At 72.7% G+C, this 16,271-nt stretch carries 12 protein-coding genes; 9 read left to right on the forward strand and 3 right to left on the reverse strand.

The features are described from left to right. Positions 1 to 84: 84 nt before the first annotated feature. The 3 genes from IDM40_RS24180 (at position 85) to IDM40_RS24190 (ending at position 4,269) form a co-directional block, all read left to right on the forward strand. Positions 85 to 1,344, forward strand: coding sequence for an AGE family epimerase/isomerase (locus IDM40_RS24180; RefSeq protein WP_193124366.1), 1,260 nt, complete (start codon positions 85 to 87; stop codon positions 1,342 to 1,344). Continuing rightward, entirely contained in the window at positions 1,341 to 2,327 is a 987-nt protein-coding gene (locus IDM40_RS24185) for a carbohydrate kinase family protein (protein ID WP_193124367.1), read from the forward strand. The genes IDM40_RS24180 and IDM40_RS24185 overlap by 4 nt, the downstream gene beginning before the upstream one ends. A 487-nt stretch (positions 2,328 to 2,814) precedes the next feature. Next, on the forward strand, positions 2,815 to 4,269 hold the full coding sequence (locus tag IDM40_RS24190) for a phytoene desaturase family protein (RefSeq protein ID WP_193124368.1): 1,455 nt from the start codon (positions 2,815 to 2,817) through the stop codon (positions 4,267 to 4,269). A 498-nt stretch (positions 4,270 to 4,767) separates the two neighbouring features. Here IDM40_RS24190 and IDM40_RS24195 read toward each other — a convergent pair whose 3' ends face one another. Then, on the reverse strand, positions 4,768 to 5,913 hold the full coding sequence (locus IDM40_RS24195) for a carboxylate-amine ligase (protein WP_193124369.1): 1,146 nt from the start codon (positions 5,911 to 5,913) through the stop codon (positions 4,768 to 4,770). A gap of 342 nt (positions 5,914 to 6,255) precedes the next feature. On the opposite strand from IDM40_RS24195, the gene IDM40_RS24200 reads away from it, so the two are divergent. From IDM40_RS24200 to IDM40_RS24225, 6 genes are all read left to right on the forward strand, one after another. Then, positions 6,256 to 9,108, forward strand: coding sequence for a LuxR C-terminal-related transcriptional regulator (locus tag IDM40_RS24200; protein ID WP_407940041.1), 2,853 nt, complete (start codon positions 6,256 to 6,258; stop codon positions 9,106 to 9,108). 92 nt (positions 9,109 to 9,200) lie between these two features. Beyond that, entirely contained in the window at positions 9,201 to 9,992 is a 792-nt protein-coding gene (locus tag IDM40_RS24205; protein WP_193124371.1) for an ABC transporter ATP-binding protein, read from the forward strand. Further along, a complete protein-coding gene (locus tag IDM40_RS24210) occupies positions 9,989 to 10,705 on the forward strand; it encodes an ABC transporter ATP-binding protein (RefSeq protein ID WP_193124372.1) in 717 nt (238 codons plus the stop codon). The genes IDM40_RS24205 and IDM40_RS24210 overlap by 4 nt, the downstream gene beginning before the upstream one ends. Positions 10,706 to 10,715: 10 nt before the next feature. After that, positions 10,716 to 11,567, forward strand: coding sequence for a branched-chain amino acid ABC transporter permease (locus IDM40_RS24215; RefSeq protein ID WP_193124373.1), 852 nt, complete (start codon positions 10,716 to 10,718; stop codon positions 11,565 to 11,567). 3 nt (positions 11,568 to 11,570) lie between these two features. Further along, positions 11,571 to 12,644, forward strand: a complete 1,074-nt coding sequence (locus tag IDM40_RS24220; RefSeq protein WP_193124374.1) for a branched-chain amino acid ABC transporter permease — start codon at positions 11,571 to 11,573, stop codon at positions 12,642 to 12,644. A 46-nt stretch (positions 12,645 to 12,690) separates the two neighbouring features. After that, positions 12,691 to 14,031, forward strand: a complete 1,341-nt coding sequence (locus IDM40_RS24225; protein ID WP_193124375.1) for an ABC transporter substrate-binding protein — start codon at positions 12,691 to 12,693, stop codon at positions 14,029 to 14,031. A 94-nt stretch (positions 14,032 to 14,125) separates the two neighbouring features. Here IDM40_RS24225 and IDM40_RS24230 read toward each other — a convergent pair whose 3' ends face one another. Continuing rightward, positions 14,126 to 14,710: an ATP-binding protein gene (locus tag IDM40_RS24230; RefSeq protein WP_193124376.1), complete on the reverse strand. Its 585-nt coding sequence runs from the start codon at positions 14,708 to 14,710 to the stop codon at positions 14,126 to 14,128. Next, a complete protein-coding gene (locus IDM40_RS24235; protein WP_193124377.1) occupies positions 14,707 to 15,411 on the reverse strand; it encodes a hypothetical protein in 705 nt (234 codons plus the stop codon). Before IDM40_RS24235 ends, IDM40_RS24230 begins: the two co-directional genes overlap by 4 nt. Positions 15,412 to 16,271: the final 860 nt, after the last annotated feature.

The following is a 16,271-nucleotide window of genomic DNA, read 5'->3' on the forward strand; positions in this document are numbered from 1 at the left end:
ACAGGCACAAATCAGGGTCTTCCGGCACGGGGACCGGGCCCGATACCGTTGGCGCGCACTCGACCATGACGGAGGAGAGGGCCGTTGACCCCACACCCCGCCCCCGGCGCAACCGCATGGCTCCGGCAGGAGGAACACAGCCTGTTCGCCTTCGCCACGGCCTCCGCGGTCCCCGACGGTTTCGGCTGGCTCGACACCCGGGGCGCGGTCGTCGACGACCGGCCCACCGAGACCTGGATCACCGCCCGCATGACCCACGTCTTCTCCCTCGCCGACCTGCGCGGCGAACCCCGCGCGGGGCGCCTGGCCGACCACGGCGTGCGGGCGCTGGCCTCCGGTCTGCTGCACGACGCGGACCACGGGGGATGGCACGACGCCGTTCCGGGCGATGCGGGTTCGGAGGGCCGCGATCAGCGGGCGCGCAAGGGCGCCTATCCGCACGCGTTCGTGGTGTTGGCCGCCGCCTCGGCCACCGTCGCGGGGCGTCCCGGCGCACGTGAGCTCCTGACCCGTGCGCTCGGTGTGATCGAGGAGCACTTCTGGGACGAGGACGCCGGCGCCCTGCTGGAGAGCTGGGACCCCGCCTGGACCACCACCGAGGACTACCGCGGCGCGAACAGCAACATGCACGCCGTGGAGGCCTTCCTCGCCGCCGCCGACGCCACCGGGGACCACCGGTGGACCCGCCGTGCCCTCCGCATCGCCGAACGCCTCGTGCACGGGGTCGCCCGCGAACACGGGTGGCGCCTGCCCGAGCACTTCACCCCCGACTGGCAGCCGCTGCCCGACTACAACCGGGACGAACCCGACCACCCCTTCCGCCCCTACGGCAGTACCACCGGACACCTGATGGAGTGGTCCCGGCTGCTCGTCCACCTCGCGGTCGCGCTGGAACAGGCCGGGGAGCCCGTGCCGCCCTGGCTGGAGATCGACGCGCGTGCGCTCTACGACCACGCCGCCGAGCGCGGCTGGGGCACGGACGGCAACGACGGGTTCCCCTACACCCTCGACTGGGCCGACACCCCCGTCGTGCGCGAGCGCATGCACTGGGTCGCCGCCGAGGCCACCCTGGCCGCCTGGGCCCTGGACCGCCGCTTCGGTGAGGACGCGCGCGCCGGCCACTACGACCGTTGGTGGCGTTACGCGGCCCGCCACCACGTGGACACCGAGCACGGCGGGTGGCACCACGAGCTCGACCCCGAAGGGCGCCCCGCGGGCGGCGTCTGGTCGGGCAAACCGGACACCTACCACGCCTACCAGGCGGTCCTCCTGCCCCAGGGCACACTCGCGCCCTCGGTGGCCGGGGGCCTGCTGCCGACGACGACCCCCGGAGGGAACCTGTGAGCGACCCGCGCCTCGTCGTGGTCGGCGAGAACGTCATGGACCTGTTGCCCACCGCGCACGGCGCCGAAGTCGTGCGTGCTTCGCCGGGCGGGGGACCGGCCAACACCGCCGTGGCCGCCGCCCGCCTCGGTCTGCCCACCCGGTTCCTGGCACGGATCGGCAGCGACGAGTTCGGCGCACGGATCCGGGCCCGGCTGCTCTCCGAGGGGCTCGACCCGGAGGGGCTCGTCGAGGCCGAGGAACCCTCCGCGCTGGCCATGGCCACCTTCCGTGAGGACGGGTCGGCGCACTACGACTTCCGCATGGCCGACGCCGCCGACTGGTTCTGGCGGCCCGGCGAACTCCCCGAGCGCCTGCCGCCCTCGGTCGGTGCCGTGCACGCGGCCTCCATCGCGCTGTTCCGCGAACCCGGGGCCACCCTCATCGAGGCGTTGATGAGCAGGGAGAAGGACCGCGGGGAGGTGACGTTGAGCGTCGATCCGAACATCCGCGAGCAGGTCATCGGTGTTCCGGACACGGCTCGCGCGCTCGCGCTGCGCCACCTCGCACAGGCGCACCTGGTCAAGGCGAGCGACGAGGACCTCGGTTTCCTGTTCCCGGAACTCGGTGCCGAGGAAGCGGTGCGCGCCGTCGCCGACCTGGGGCCCTCACTGGTCGTGGCCACGCTCGGGTCGGACGGTGCTCTGGCTCTGCGCCGCGGAACCGGGACGGCAGGGGCGGCCGAGGCGCGGGTTCCCGCCCCGGAGGTCGCGGTCGCGGACACGGTCGGGGCGGGCGACTCGTTCATGGGCGCGCTCCTGCACTGGCTCGACCGCAACGGATCCCTGGGATCGGACCCGGCCGCGCGCCTGGCCGGACTGGGTGAAAGTGACCTCCGCGCGCTGCTCGCCCACGCCGCCGCGGCCGCCGCGCACACCGTCACCCGGGTGGGAGCCGACCCGCCGACCGAGGCCGAACTGGGCACACCCGACCGCACCGGGTGAGCCCGCGCCGGTTCAGGAGGGCTTCACCCGCGCCGGGCCACATGCGTCCGGCGGGGGCGGGCAGGCCGTTCACGCTCGGGTGGCCCGTCTTTCGGCGGGCGCGCTTCGCCCCTTCGGGCCCGGGGGATACCGGCTCTGCCGTGCGAGCGGCGGCCCTCGGCCGTGCCGGTTCGGTTTGCGTCCGGCCGACGGACGGGGCGCTGCCCGACGGGGTTCGCCCGCGGTTCGGTCGGCTCCGGTCTTGAGAGGGTGTGCTCGCCCCGGCACACCGGTGACCGGCTGATTGAGTGGTGGGCGGTCGTCGGACGGGGCGCTGCCCGACGGGCTGTGCCGGCGCTGATCCGCCGGATCGGGGCTGCGCCCCTGTGGACCCGAACGGGTCTGCCATGGGGCGCGTGAGCGGGGCACCGGTTCGGGTGTGCGGCATCGGGCAGGTGAGACCACCAGAGGGCGGGCGAACCCGCCGCCACGTGAGTGAGGGGGACCGATGAGCGAGGCCGAGCCCGACGCCGTTGTCGTCGGCAGCGGGCCCAACGGGCTCGCCGCCGCGGTGACCCTCGCCCGCGCGGGACTGGGTGTGCAGGTGTACGAACGAGCCGACACCCCCGGCGGCGGGCTGCGCACGGTTCCGCTGCTCGACCCCGACGTGGTGCACGACGTGTGCGCGGCGGTGCACCCCATGGTGTGGCCGTCGCGTTTCATGCGCCGCTTCGACCTGGAGGCGCGGGGCGTGCGGATGCTGCGCCCGGACCTCGCCTACGCCCACCCCCTGCCCAAGGGCGAACCCGGGCTCGCCCACGCCGACCTCGACCGCACCTGCGCCGGCCTGGGCGAGGACGGGCCGCGCTGGCGGCGGCTCATGGAACCCCTGGTGCGCCGCGGGCGCGGGGTGGGCGACCTGGTCCTGTCCGACCTGCGTTCCCTGCCCGCGGACCCGTGGGCGGCGGCGCTCCTCGGCCCCAGGGCGCTGGCCCAACGCGCGGGCGGGCGCCCCCTGCGCACCGAACGTGCCCGCGCCCTGCTCACCGGGGTGGCCGGACACGTCATAGGGCCGTTGCCGTCACTGCCCGGTTCCGCGGTCTCGCTCCTGCTCGGGCACCTCGCGCACACCCCCGGCGGGTGGCCGATCCCCGAGGGCGGGAGCGCGTCCGTGGCCGACGCGTTGATCGCGGACCTGCGCGCACACGGGGGACGGATCCACACCGGGTCCGAGGTCACCGACCTGCGCGACCTCCCTCCGGCACGCGCCATGCTGTTGGACGTGGCGCCGCGCGGGCTGCTCCACATGGGCGGGGGCCTGCTGCCGGACCGCTACCGCATGGCCCTGGAACGCTTCCGCTACGCGCCGGGGGCGGCCAAGGCCGACTTCGTGGTCTCCGGGCCGATCCCCTGGAGGGACCCCGAGGTGGGGCGCGCGGGCACGGTGCACCTGGGCGGGACCCAGGCACAGATGTTCCACGCGGAGTCCGAGGCGGTGCGTGGACGACAGGTCGAGGAGCCCTTCGTGCTGCTGGTGGACCCGGCCGTCACCGATCCTTCGCGCGAGGTCGGGGGGCTGCGCCCGGTGTGGGCGTACGCGCACGTGCCGAACGGGGACCCCCGCGACCCGGTCGACCTGGTGCGGCGCCGGATCGAGTCCTTCGCGCCCGGGTTCACCGACACGATCGTCTCCGCGCGGGGGGTGCCCGCCTCCCGGATGGCCGAGTACAACCCCAACCACGTCGGGGGTGACATCGCCGCCGGCGCGATGACGGTGTGGCAGACCCTCGCCCGCCCCGTTCCGGCGCTGGACCCGTACCGCACGCCTCTCACGGGGGTCTACCTGTGTTCGTCCTCGACCCCGCCGGGACCGGGTGTGCACGGGATGTCGGGCCACCTGGCGGCGCTCTCCGCGCTGCGCCGGGAGTTCGGGATCCACGAGGCCCCCGACCTCGCCCCCTGATCCAGGACCCTGACCCCTGAGGTCCACCCGGCCCGGACGCTAGCCGAACGGGCTCGTGCGCTCAAGTGTCGAGAGACCCGAGGACGCTCGGACCGTGGTGCGCGCGCAGAACGCGCGCCCCTACGCACGTCGGCCGGGAGCGTGCCGGGCGTTGCCCGTCGGGCCGGCCGGCATCCGCGCAGCGGCGTGAGCAGGGCGTCCGACGTCTGCCTCATGGCCGTCGCACCATGCAGGCGATCCCTCCTGATCCACGTCGTGCGCGGGGCTCGGCGTGCGTGGGGCTCGAGTATCGCGCCAAGTGCGCGCACGCCCGGGCGTGCAGGTGACCGGTACGCATGCTCCAGCCCACCGGTTGATGCGCCCGCGCATCCTTGGGCGCTGGGCGCGACCGGCCCCGTGCAGGTCGACCCCTCCGCCTGCATACGTCCCACCTGCGTGTGTCTTGCCCGTAGCGCGCTTCGACCTCGCGACGCGTTCGTCGCGTGGGAACGGAACGGATCAGGCCGGCAGACCCTCGCGGGTCTGCTCCGCGAGCATGTCGACCACGTCGGCCGGGCTCCGCCGGCGCTCGTACGCGCGGCGCTGGCGCGCAGCCCCCGACCCCGCGGCGTGCACACGTTCCAGCAGGTCCGCGGCGACCTCGGCGTCGTCGGGCGTCAGCCCCGGCAGCGCGGCGCGCAGCAACCGGTCGGCGGCGCGGTGCCCCTGCACCACGTCGCCGTTGAGCGGGTCGGGAACCTCGCCCTCCAGGCCGTCGCGGGCCGACCGCCACAGGGCGGCGCGCAGCGTGCGCCCCGGGATCGCCGGCGCGGGACGGCCCAGGCGCACGTCGGCCAGCGCACGGGTGGCCAGGCCCCGCGTGAGCAGCGTGACCAGCAGGGACTCCTCGGCGGTCGCGGCGACGTCGCCGACCCGGACCTCCAGGGTGGGCAGGTGGTCGGACAGCCGCACGTCCCAATAGACCATGTGCGGGTCCAGGATCGCACCGCTCTCCGCGAGCGCCCGCACCGCCCGGTCGTGCGCCCCCAGCGTGCGCAGCAGCGGGGGAGGACCGGCCGACGGCAACCGGGTCCACGTGATGGTGCGCCAGCTCGCGTGCCCGGTGTCGCGGCCGTCGTGGAAGGGCGAGTTCGCGCTCAGGGCCGTGAGGAACGGCAGCCACCGCCGCAGATGGTCGCTGACCTGCACGGCGCACGCCCGGTCGGGGATGCCCACGTGCACGTGGCACCCGCACACAACGTGGGCGTCGCGCAGCGCCCCGAAGTGGTCGGCGATGGCGGTGTAGCGTTCCCCCTCGCTGAGCCGGACCGTCGCCGGGTCGCCCAGCACCGGGGTCCCCGACGCCACGACCGCCAGTCCGGAACGCTCCGCGGCGTCGGTGAGGGCTCCCCGGGCGCTGATGAGGAACTCGTGCGCCTCGGTGCTGGTGGTGCACACGGGGCTGTTGGCCTCCAGCTGCACCTGCGTGAACTCCCCGCACAGCTGCGGGTCGCGCGTGCGGGCGAGCACCTCGTCGGCGCGGGAGGTGATGCGGCGGGTGCGCGGGTCCACGAGGAAGAACTCCTCCTCGACGCCGAACGTGGGCGGGGCCGCCGGGACGGTGGCGGGCCGGGGGTCGTCTGCGGCCAGGGAGTGGTGCTCCATGGATGGTGGTCCCTCCTGCCGTCGGTGCCCGCTCTGGATATCCCGGGACCGGGCGGCGGCGACAGTGTCGCGGGGAACACAAAGGGGTATCCCTGACGTCTTTGTCGCCTATGCACCCTTTGTCTGCCTCGCGGGATCGGGGGTCCCCGCACGTAACGTTGTGATAACCCGGCCGACGCATCACCGGGGTCCACGGGCGCCCTGAAGCCCCTCGAAAAGTGGCCCACGTCACTCGGAGAAATGCAGGTGGGTGCCGCACCAGGACCCCTGTCCCGCCCGCCTCCGACCCCCTCCCGCACCCGCCCCGGGACCCCCGCGCCGGGTATCGGTGAAACCACCAGTGTGCCCCCGCGCACCTGCCGCGACGCCGCCCCCGTGTGCAACGGTGAGCACGTGGACGCGATGCTCACGATCCCCCCGAGCGTGCGGCTCCGGGGGAGGGACACAGAACTGCGGGTCCTGGGCGCGGCACTGGACGGCGCCAGGGCCCGGCGCGGCACGTCCCTGCTCCTGACCGGCGGCCCCGGAACGGGCAGGACCGCTCTGCTCGACCACGTCCGCGCCGACGCCGACGACTTCACCACCCTGTCCACCGCGGGCGTGGCCGACGAGGCCGACGTCCCCCTGGCCGGGCTCCAGCGCCTGCTCACCCCGATCGAGGCCGCCGTCGACCTGCTCGCCGAACCCCGGCGCGGGCGCGTACGCGAGGCCCTCGTGCAGGGGAACCCGGGGGACCGCTTCGGCCTCGGAACCGGCGTGCTCGACCTGATCGCCCGCGCCGCCGAGGAACGCCCCCTTCTCCTGACCGTCGACGACGCCGACCTGCTCGACCGGGACTCCCTCGACGCGCTGGCCTTCGTCGCCCGCCGTCTGGACTCCACCCGCGTCGCGCTCGTCATGGCCTCCCGGCCGGCCACCCGCGCCCCGGCCGACGGCCCCCGCCCGCTGGTGCCCGGGGTCGACGAACACGTGCTCGCCCCGCTCGGGACCGGCCCCGTGCACGACGTCCTCACCTCCGCCGCGCCCGTCACCCTCGCCCAACCGGTGCGCTCGGCGCTCGTTGCGGCTTCCCACGGCAACCCCGCGGCACTGGTCGGCCTCCTGGACGCGCTCACCCACGACCAGCTCACCGGCGCAGAAACCCTGCCCGATCCGCTCCTGCTCCCCGCACGGCTGCGCGCACAGCTCCTCGGCCCCGTACGTGACCTGCCCGGACCCACCCGCCGCCTGCTCCTGCTCGCCGCCCTGGGCAGCGAGCGAAGCCTCACCGATCTCCTCGACGCCGCCGGGGACACCTGCTCCGAGGCCCCGAACGCCTCCGCCCCCGGCCCCGCCGGTCTCGAACCGGCCGAGGAACGCGACCTCGTCCGGGTGCACGACGACACCGTGCGCTTCACCGATCCCCTCCTGCGCGACGCCCTCGCCCAGGACGCCCCCGCCAACCGCGCACGCGAGGCCCACCGCGCGCTGGCCGCCGTGACCGACCACGCGCACGACCCCGTCGCCTTCGCCCGCCACACCGCCGAAGGCGCCGCCGCCCCCGACGCAGGGCTCGCCGACGACGTGCACCGCGCCGCCCGCCGCGCCGGCCGCGTGGAGGGTCGCACCGCCGCCTCCCTGGCCTTCGAGCGCGCCGCCCGCCTCACCCCCGACCCGGACGCCCGCGCCTGCCGCACCGCCACCGCCGCCTACCAGGCGTGCATGGCCGGGAACACGCCCCGCGCCGCCGACCTCGTCGCCCGGGCCCGACCCCTGGCGGTGAGCGACCGCCGCCACGCCATCATCGACCTCATCGACGCCCAGCTGGCGATGCGCGACCAGAACAGCATCGATGTCGCCGAACGCCTGCTCCGCGTCGGGCGCGAGCTCATGCCGCACGACCGCCCCCTGGCCCTGCGCGCCTTCGTGCGTTCGGCCGACTCCGCGTCCCTGGCCGGCGACCCCGTCCTGCACGCTCACGCGGTCGACCTCGCCCTCCCGCTGGTGCGCGACGACGACCCCGCGGTCATGCACCGGATGGCCGATTTCCTGGAGGGCTGCGCGATCTCCTTCCGGGGCGACTACACCGGCTCCACCCCGATCCTGCGCCGGGCGGTGCGGTTGGCCGACGGCGACGCGGGCCCCTCCGAGCTCATCTGGGCCGGGATCGCCGGGCTCCGCCTGGGCGACAACCCGTTCGTGCGCGGGGTGATGACGCGCGCCGCCGACCGGGGCAAGGCCCTGGGCGAGCAGGCCACCATGCCCGCAGCCCTGGGGTTCCTCGTCTTCTCCGAGTTCTGGAGCGGACGTTTCCCCTCCGCCGCCGGCACCGCGCTCACCGGCCTCCGGGTCTCGCGCAGCAGCGGGCAGAGCATCTGGGCCACCCACCACCTGGCCTCGCTCGCGATGATCGCGGCGATCCAGGGCGACGTGGAGACCTGCCAGATCCGCGCGCGGGCCGTGGCTTCGCAGGCGGGGGAGAAGAGCCTGGGTCTGGCCGCCGCCGTCGCGTCCTGGGGTTCGGCCGTCCTGGAACTCTCCCGCGGGAACGCCGCCGATGCCTTCTTCCGGTTGCGCTCCCTCGCCAACGCCGGGCCCGGACAGGGCCACCCCACGATGCGCTTGCTCACCGCCCCGCACTTCGTGGAGGCCGCCACCCGCATGGGCGAGACCGCGTGGGCGGCCGCTTCCCTGGCCGGGTACCGACGCTGGGCCGAGTCCGTGGACAGCCCCAGCGCGCTCGCCCTCGCCGCCCGGTGTGAAGGGCTTCTGACCAGCGGAGACGAGTCCGCCGACCACTTCGAGACCGCCCTGGCCCTGCACCGCGCCGGGGGCGACGACGACGTCGAACACGCCCGCACCCAGCTCCTCTTCGGCGCCCACCTGCGCCGGGCCCGCCTACCCGGCCGGGCCCGCGAACACCTCCACAACGCCCAGGAGTCGTTCGAGCGCTTCGGTGCCCGTCTGTGGGTCCGTCAGACCCGCGCCGAGCTGCGTGCCCTGGGGACCGCCGACCGCGGCCCCGATCTGCCCGCCACCAGCGAACTCACCGCGCAGCAACAGCAGATCGCCCGCCTGGTCGCCGAGGGTGCGACCAACCGGGAGGTCGCCGCGCACCTGTTCATCAGCCCGCGCACGGTCGAGCACCACCTGCGCGGCATCTTCCGCAAGCTCAACATCCGTTCCCGGGTGGACCTGGCCCGGCTCCTCAACTGACCCCTTCGGGCCCGGTCGACCGCACGCCCGCGGACCCGTGTCATACCAACTGGTCGGTACGCGTATCGGTGACCTGGAGAAAGGCACATCCCATGACAGCGACTACCACCGGCGAACTCCTCGGAGCGGAGGACATCACCGTCCGCTTCGGAGGCCTGACCGCCCTCGACCGCGTCGGGCTCCACGTCGGACCCGGCTCCGTGGTCGGCCTCATCGGCCCCAACGGCGCCGGCAAGACCACCCTGTTCAACGTGCTCTCCGGGGTCCTGCGCCCCAGCGAGGGCACCCTCACCTGGAAGGGCGAACCCGCCGTCGCCCGCCGCCCCCACGAGAGCGCCCGCGCAGGCATCGCCCGCACCTTCCAGGGCCTCAACCTGTTCCCGAAACTCTCCGTGCTCGACAACGTCGTCGTCGGCGCCGACCGCACCGCGCGTGGCGGACCCCTCTCCATGCTCACCGGCCTCGGCCACCACCACAGCGACGAAAAACGCCTCCGCGCCCGCGCCATGGAGGCCCTCGAGTCCTTCGGCGCCGCCCAGTACGCCGACCGCCTGCCCGGAACCCTCCCCTACGGCGTGCAGAAACAGGTCGCCCTCGCCCGCGCCTGCGTCGCCGACCCCGAACTCCTGCTCCTCGACGAACCCGCCAGCGGCCTGTCCAGCGACCAGATCGACGCCCTCGCCGAACAGATCCGCACGTTCAGCGAGGACATGGCTGTCGTGCTCGTCGAACACCACATGGACCTGGTGATGCGCGTGTGCGACCACATCGTCGTGCTCAACTTCGGCGAGGTCATCGCCACCGGAACCCCCGACGAGGTCCGCAACGACCCCGCCGTCACCCGCGCCTACCTCGGCACCGCCGGCAACGGAGACCCCGAATGAGCGACACACCCCTCCTGAAGATCGAGGACCTCACCGCCCACCACGGCGCCGTGTGCGCCCTCGACAGCGTCAGCATCGACGTGCCCGAACGCGGCCTCTGCGCCGTCCTCGGCGCGAACGGGGCCGGCAAGTCCACCCTCCTGCGCACCCTCACCGGGCTGCACCCCGCCACCTCCGGACGGGTCACCCTCGACGGGGAGGACATCACCCGGCTGCCGGCCGAACGCGCCGTCACCAAGGGCCTCGCGCACGTGCCCGAGGGCGGGGGCGTCATCGTCGAGCTCACCGTCGAGGAGAACCTGCGCCTGGGCGGGCTCTGGCGCGCACGCCACGACCCCGAGACCCTCGCGGAGGTCCTCGACCTCTTCCCGCCCCTGGTCGAACGGCGCGGCAAACCCGCCGCCACTCTCTCCGGCGGCGAACGCCAGATGCTCGCCATCGGCCGCGCCCTCATGGCCCGGCCCCGCGTGCTCCTGCTCGACGAACCCTCCCTCGGGCTCGCACCCATGGTCACCGAGCAGATCTTCACGCTCCTGGGCGACCTGCGCGACCGCACCGGCCTCACCGTGGTGCTCGTCGAACAGAACGCCGCAGGTGCCCTGGGCGTCACCGACCACGGGTTCGTGCTCAACCAGGGCCGCGTCGCAGCGGAGGGCCCCTCCGACGACCTGCTCTCCGACGACCGCACGCGCCACGCCTACCTCGGTTTCTGAGGAGCCCCCCATGGACCACTTCATCAACCTGACCCTCAACGGGCTGGCGCTCGGGGCGGCGTACTCCGCACTGGCCCTGTCACTGGTGCTCATCTACCAGGCCACCCGGCTGGTCAACTTCGCCCAGCCCGCGTTCGCCCTGCTGTCGGTCTACGCCGCCTTCGCCGTTACCCAGATCACCGGCTCGTACTGGCTCGGGTTCGGCGCCGCCCTCATCACCGGTATGACCGCCGGTGCGGCCGCCGAACGCTTCATCGTACGGCCCATCGCCCGTGTCTCCCCGCTCAACGGGGTCATCGTCACCCTCGGGATGCTCCTGGTCGTGCAGGGCGCCGTCGGCATGATCTGGGGCAACGAACAGCACGGGTTCGGATACGCGTTCAGTTACGTCGGCCGGTTCTCACCCGCGGACATCTTCGCCGTCAGCGCCGTGGCCGGTGTCGCGCTCCTGCTGTTCCTGCTCTACCGCTTCACCGCGATCGGACTGCGCATGCGCGCCGCCGCCCACCACCCCGAGGCCGCACGGCTCAGCGGGGTGCGGGTCGGCCTCATGCTCACCGCCGGGTGGGCGATCGCCTCCTTCATCGGCGCCCTCGCCGGGATGCTCGCCGCGCCCCCGTTCCTGTACCCCAACGTGTTCGACATCGTGTTCGTCTTCGGGATCACCGCGGCCGTCGTCGGCGGCCTCGACAACCCCTTCGGGGCGATCCTCGGCGGGATGCTCATCGGCCTCGGCGGCTCCTGGGTCTCCGGTTACCTCGGCCCCGAGCTCGCCACACTCTCCGCCCTGGTCATCGTCGTGGTCGTGCTGAGCGTGCGCCCCGACGGCATCCTCTCCCGACCGACCGCGCGAAAGGTCTGACCCATGTCCACCACCACCGGACAGCGCCCCGAGCCGTCCACGGAGGCCGCGTCCACGCCCCCGCCGTCCCTGCCCGAGAGGTGGCGCGCCCTGCCGCTGCCGGCCCGCAACCTGCTCGGGGCCGCCGCCGCGCTCCTGGCCGTCATCGCGTTCCTCGCGGTCACCGGCGACCTCACCGCGCTGCGCCTGGCCACCGTCGGGTACACGTTCCTCGCCATCGCCGGTCTGCAACTGCTCGTCGGCGGCAGCGGACAGATCTCGCTGGGCCACGGCGCGTTCATGATGATCGGCGCGTACTCGATGGCGCTGCTCGTCCTGCACCTGCCGATGCTCCCGCTCGCGACCAACCTGCTCATCGTCGTGGCCGTCTCCGCGGTCGCGGGGATCGCCGTGGGGGCCGCCACCGCCCGGCTGCACGGGCCCTACCTCGCCGGTGCCACGCTGATCCTCGCGGTCGGGCTGCCCGGCATCGCGCACCGGTACCACGACCTGTTCGGCGGCTCCAACGGTCTCAACATCCGCACGGTCGGTGCGCCACCGTTCCTCGACGGGATCGTCACCACCAGCGAGTGGCGTGCGCTCGTGGTCTGGTTCACCGTGCTGCTCGTACTTGCCGCGCTCGCGACGATCTCCGGCGGGCGCCTGGGTCGGCGCATGCGCGCGATCCGCGACGACGAGACCGCCGCGGCGATGTCCGGCATCCCCGTCGGGCGCACCAAGGTCGTCGCCTTCGTCATCGCCTCCGCGGCCGGCGGGCTCGCAGGAGGGCTGCAGGCCTACGTCCTCGGAACCGTCACACCCAGTTCGTTCTCCCTGGTGCTGTCCCTGACGTTGATCGCCGCCCTCGTGCTCGGCGGCATCGGCAGCCTCTGGGGCGCGCTGTGGGCGGCCGTCGCCATCGTCTACCTGGAGGTCTGGGCCTCCGACCTGGCCAAGGTGATGGATCTCGACCACAACGTGCAGCACAACCTGCCGATCGTGCTGTTCGGTGTCGTGCTGATCCTCGTGCTGCGCTTCTGGCCGCTCGGCCTGCACGGCGGCCTGCAGGCCCTGCGCAACCGCATCGCACGCCGCTGACCACCCGTACCGGGTTCCTGACCGGACCGGATTCTTGGAGGAGACCATGCCGGCGAACAGACGAGGCCGTCACCTGGCACGGGCGGCCGCCGCCGGGGCGCTCGCCCTGGTCATGACCGCCACCGCCTGCACCGGGGCGGGGCAGATCGAAGAAGGGGTGCCCGCCGACCTCGACGTGGCCCCCGGCGTCACCGACGACTCCGTCGTCATCGGCGCCCACCACCCCCTGACGGGGCCCGCCGCGCCCGGGTACCTGTCGATCTCGCGGGGTGCTTCCGCCGTGTTCGACTACGTCAACGAGCAGGGCGGGGTGAACGGGCGCGAGATCGACTACCGGGCCGAGGACGACGCCTACGACCCGTCCATGACGATCGACGTCACCCGCGAGCTCGTCATCCGCGACGAGATCTTCGCGATGATGGGCGGCCTGGGAACGCCCACGCACAGCGGCGTCATCGACTACCTCAACGACGAGGGCGTGCCCGACATCTTCCCGTCCTCCGGGGCCCTGGCCTGGAACAACACCGAGGTTCATCCGCTGACCTACGGGTGGCAGGCCGACTACACCAAGGAGGCCAAGGTCCAGGGCGAGTACATCGCCGAGCACTTCCCCGGGCAGAGCGTCGGTTACCTGTACCAGAACGACGACGTGGGGGTGGATTCCCAGGCCGGCCTCGACCAGTACCTGGAGGACGAGGTCGTGGCACGCCAGCACTACGAGAGCGAGGTGACCGACCTGAGCGCGCAGATCGCGGAGCTCGACCGGGCCGGCGCCGACGTCGTGGTGTGCTCGTGCATCCCCGCGTTCACCGCGATGGGCATGCTCGAGGCGTCGCGCATCGGGTTCGATCCCCAGTGGATGGTCTCCAGTATCGGCGGGGACACCGCGACGCTCCAGGGGCTGTTGCAGGAGTTCACCTCCGACACCCCCGCCGAGGGCACCCCCGCGGACGCGTTCCTGGAGGACACCCTCGTCACGACCTACCTGCCGCGCGTGGAGGACCCCGAGGACGAGTGGGCACAGTTCTTCATCGACGTCTACGAGGAGTACGGGGGTGAGGACCAGATCACCAACACGCACATCTTCGGGATGTCGCAGGCGGTGATGTTCGCGCAGGCGCTCAAGTCGGCCGGCCCGGACCTGACCCGGCAGGCCCTCGTCGACGCGTTGGAGAACGAGGAGTGGCGCGGGCCCGGACACGTGCCGTTCGCGTCCTCCGACGGGGACCACGGTGGCCACGAAGGGGTCTTTGTCGTGCAGCACCAGAGCGACGGGACCCAGGACTGGGTGCAGGAGGCCCGCGTGACCGACCGTGAGGACGGGCCGATCGAGCAGGTGGAGGGCTTCGACCGCGCTACGCCCGAGGAATTGGAGTTCCACGACTGAGATCACGCGTAGGTGCGTCGACGGCCCCTGAACCCCGGACCGGGTCATACGTGACTCGGAACGGTGGCCAGGGGCCGTCGGTGTGTGTAGCGCGTCAGCCTGCGACGTGGAGTTCGGTGAAGACGTAGGAGGCGAGGTGGTGTGGTGTCGGGGTTCGGGGTGGGACGGCGAGGTCGGCCCATACGTGGGTGCCGAGGTCGGCCCAGGGGGCGGTCGGAAGATGTCCCCAGGCTGTGGACAGCGTTTGGACCATGAGCAGTCCGCGTTGGCCCTCGGCCCAGGCCCAGTCGTCGTCGGAGCGCTGATCCGGGATACGGGGGAGGGCGCCTGAGCCGCCTTGGTCGGTGAAGCCGAGGCGGATGCGGTCATTCTGCCAGTTCAGGAAGCGGATGACTTCGCCGTTCGGGCGGCCTGAGTCGGTGTACTTGACGCAGTTGGCGAACAGCTCGCTGGCGCAGAGCACGATCGTTTCGACGAGGTCGGTGTCGAACCCGTTGAGGTCGTGGGTCAGGTGGGTGCGGACGTCGCGCAGGTGGCAGAGGTGGCCGGGGTAGGTGCGCGGTTCCCACACGGTGGGGGCGGTGGTGGCGGCCGGAGAGATCGGACCGGTCGGACCGGTCGGAGAGTTCGGACCGGGCGCAGTGGTCGGTGTGGGGTCGGTCTGCTGGATGAGGTTCATGCGCCCGCCCCCTGGAGGACTCGGGTCTGGCCCTGGCTGACACTCGAGCTTCGGCGCTGTTGTTGGCGGGCGCGGATTCGGGAGAGGTGGGGGAGGCCGTTCATGCGTGCGGGCACACGCGGGCTCGGGGTGCGCGGGGCGGGGACGTGGAAGGTGTCGGTCGGGGTCGGGGTCGGGGCCGGGGCCGATGGCTCGGGTTCCGGTTCCGGGTCCGTGTCGGGAGCGGGGTACTGGTCGAGCGTGTAGGTGCGGGTTCCTTCCGGGGGCGGGCCGAAGGAGAAGTTGGTGTCCGGGCCGAATTCCAGGTGGTCCAGGTTGGCGCCCCAGGCGCGCAGGCGGGCGGTGGCGCGGTCCTGGGCGCGGGCCGCATCGGCTTCCGTCTCGGCTTTGGCCTCAGCCACTGCCTTGGCTTCGTGGGCGGTGAAGTAGGGGCGGACCAGGGCGATCTCGTCGGCGTCGAACTCGGCCGTCGAGGGCTTCAGAGTCGGGGTCTCCTCAGGGGAGTCGTGCACGGTCGGGTGCGAGGGGAGGCGTTCCGGAGCTGCGGGGGTCATCGGGGCGTAGGGGCGCACGCGCGTGGAGCGGCGGCGCCGGAGCTGCTCGGCCGAGTGACGGCCCCTGGGCTGGGAGAACAGTCCCGAGATGAGTGCCCGGATCAGGTTCCAGGCAGCGGCGAACACGGCAGCGATACACTTGGGCATGCTGGCAATTCCTTTGGCTAAAGGGATAGAGGTTGCTGGCCACGGCCCCGGGCGGCTTTTTAACCGTCGCGGGGTCACCGTGTTTTTGAGTTGTGGAGGACCACCTCGGCCGCAGTTTCCTGTGCGGACTGGGCTGCCGAAGCGGCTGAAGCTACCGACGCTNCTAAAGGGATAGAGGTTGCTGGCCACGGCCCCGGGCGGCTTTTTAACCGTCGCGGGGTCACCGTGTTTTTGAGTTGTGGAGGACCACCTCGGCCGCAGTTTCCTGTGCGGACTGGGCTGCCGAAGCGGCTGAAGCTACCGACGCTGGTTCGGTCGCCGAAGCTGACCAGGGCGGCGAAGTTGACCACAGCGCCGAAACAGCCGAGGTTGCCGGACGGCCGAAGCCGACACCCGGGAGAGGGGCCTGGAGGTCGATGGCCAGGCTCAGCGAGGCGGGTGAATCCGGGGACCCGTGGATCCGTGCGGGTCTGTGGATCCATGCGGATTCGGCTGGATCAAGGTGATGTCAGAATCGTAGAGCAACCGAACACAGGTTTGGCGAGCTTTCCCCGAGAAAAGTAGCAGGAATCTTGTTCTCCCAGCTCAGGCGGGGAGGGCGTGGGTATCAGGTTCAGAATTCAACAATTCCGAACTGTCCACATTGCCCGAATCTGCGTCTTTTTGTGTGCCTGGGCTGAACCTGCGGGTGAACGCCGACCATGGACATGAGGCGGCCGCCGAGGGTGGCAGCCGACCTGCGGGAGCGCGGCTTCAGGTGTGGAGTGCAGTGATGGGGCGGCGGGGTGGTGGTTCGGATGGGTGTTCTGTGGTGTTGCCTCGGGGTGGTGGTTCGTCGGGGCCGGGATCGTAGCCCGGCC

Origin of the sequence: Nocardiopsis coralli, assembly GCF_014892575.1 — a bacterium.
Classification (GTDB): domain Bacteria; phylum Actinomycetota; class Actinomycetes; order Streptosporangiales; family Streptosporangiaceae; genus Nocardiopsis; species Nocardiopsis coralli.